The organism is Corynebacterium nasorum (genome assembly GCF_022347325.1).
GTDB classification, from domain to species: Bacteria; Actinomycetota; Actinomycetes; order Mycobacteriales; family Mycobacteriaceae; genus Corynebacterium; species Corynebacterium kefirresidentii.
In genome coordinates this window covers 1-1,663 of sequence record NZ_JAKRDU010000035.1, presented here as the reverse complement: position 1 = coordinate 1,663, position 1,663 = coordinate 1, and the positions used below count along the sequence as shown (strand labels likewise).

At 53.2% G+C, this 1,663-nt stretch carries 1 protein-coding gene; it reads right to left on the bottom strand.

Annotated features, from left to right (window positions below; genetic code table 11):
- Positions 1-30 precede the first annotated feature (30 nt).
- Positions 31-1,392, bottom strand: a complete 1,362-nt coding sequence (locus tag MHK05_RS11780) for an IS30 family transposase (RefSeq protein ID WP_445292952.1) — start codon at positions 1,390-1,392, stop codon at positions 31-33.
- Positions 1,393-1,663 lie beyond the last annotated feature (271 nt).

Below are 1,663 nucleotides of genomic sequence, written 5' to 3'. Positions count from 1 at the left end.
GGCAGATTCTAGTGGTCGTGGAAACACTTCCTATGTTTCGGTTGAGTTTATCAGTGCGGCCATTTTCTCGGCTGGTGTTTGAAAGCCCAGGGTTTTGCGGGGTCGGCGGTTGAGTTGCATGGCGACGAATTCTAGGTCCGCTGCACTATGGACGTTGAGGTCTGTCCCTTTAGGGAAGTACTGTCTTAGTAGTCCATTGGTGTTTTCATTGGTGCCTCGCTGCCACGGCGAACCAGGATCGCAGAAAAACACGGGACAGTTTGTAGCTACAGAAAAGGCCTTATGGCAGGCCATTTCACTTCCCTGATCCCAGGTAAGTGATCCTTTGAGATGATCTGGCAAGGTAGCAATCGCTTTTGTAAGTGCTTCATTTACTTCGGTAGCACTATGCCCATTCGGTAAATGCAGCAAGATGACATAGCGCGTGGTTCGCTCTACTAGCGTTCCAATTGCGGACTTATTACCCGCGCCTAGAATGAGGTCGCCTTCCCAATGACCTGGTACTGCCCGGTCGTCTACTTCTGCTGGGCGGTCGGAAATCATCACCATAGGGTCAACAAACCGCTTGCGGGCACTGCGCGTGCCACGAGGTCGACGTTGGGCGTGACCGCGACGCAGTGCAGCAGCGACTTCCTTTTTCAACTCGCCTTTAGCCTGGAAATACAAAGACTGATAAATCGTTTCAGGACACACGTACATAGTCTCATCACCGGGATAGCAGCTGCGCAACCTCCCAGAAATCTGCTCTGGCGAGTACCTATCTTTCACCATCGCCCAGACCACCGTGCGCAAACGTGGATTGGCATCAATCTTGCGCTTTTTCGGTCTAAACCTACGCAACACCGATTTACGGTGCGCATACGTGGGAAGATACACCCCAAATTCATCCCGGTTGCGTTTAAGCTCCTTGCTGATAGTGCCAGCAGAGCGGGCAAGACGCCGAGCTATCTCACGTACGCCTTTGCCTTGCCGGTCAAGATCAAAGATGAGCTCGCGCTCTTCTACCGACAAGTAGCGCGAAGAAATACGCCTATCGATACGCTGTTGCGGAATAACCTGGACTGGAACTGCTTGGCGACCATCAACGTACTCAATTACCTGCATAAGCCTGTTATACAGCGCCACATCCGGGCCAGCCGGGACAAAAGGCACACGCCCGGTAGAAAGCTTAATGACACCTTTGTCTATATCAGCAGCATTACGCGGATGAATGCCACAGGCTAAAGCTGCATCTTTGCGCCCTAAAGCATTCGCACGCAGTTGCAGATAGCTACATCGGCCAGTTGTGGCCGCAGCTTTGCGGCCATATGGATTGCGCTTCCACAAACCAAGCTCAATACCGATGCGGTACACCGGAGAAGAGCCTATAGAAAGCTGGCGCGCAATATCCATCGGTGCCACACCTTCCAGCCACAGGCGAGCTATTTCCTGACTGTCATCCGAGCTAGTAGTCCTGCGGCGCTTGCGCGGCAAGTCCAACTCACCAGCAAGCCGATACGCCACCGAACGCGCTAAACCAACCACCCCAGCAGCCGCCCGTATTGAACTACCAGCCCGAACCAACGACGCAAACCGCGCCACAACAACAGAATCCGGAACCCATTTCGACTCCACACAATCACCTAACCCATGTCAGGTGTTTCCACGACCACTAGAAATCAAG

Coding starts and splice junctions, on each gene's coding strand:
- MHK05_RS11780 (WP_445292952.1), bottom strand. CDS start 1,392: ATGGATATTGCGCGCCAGCTTTCTATAGGCTCTTCTCCGGTGTACCGC.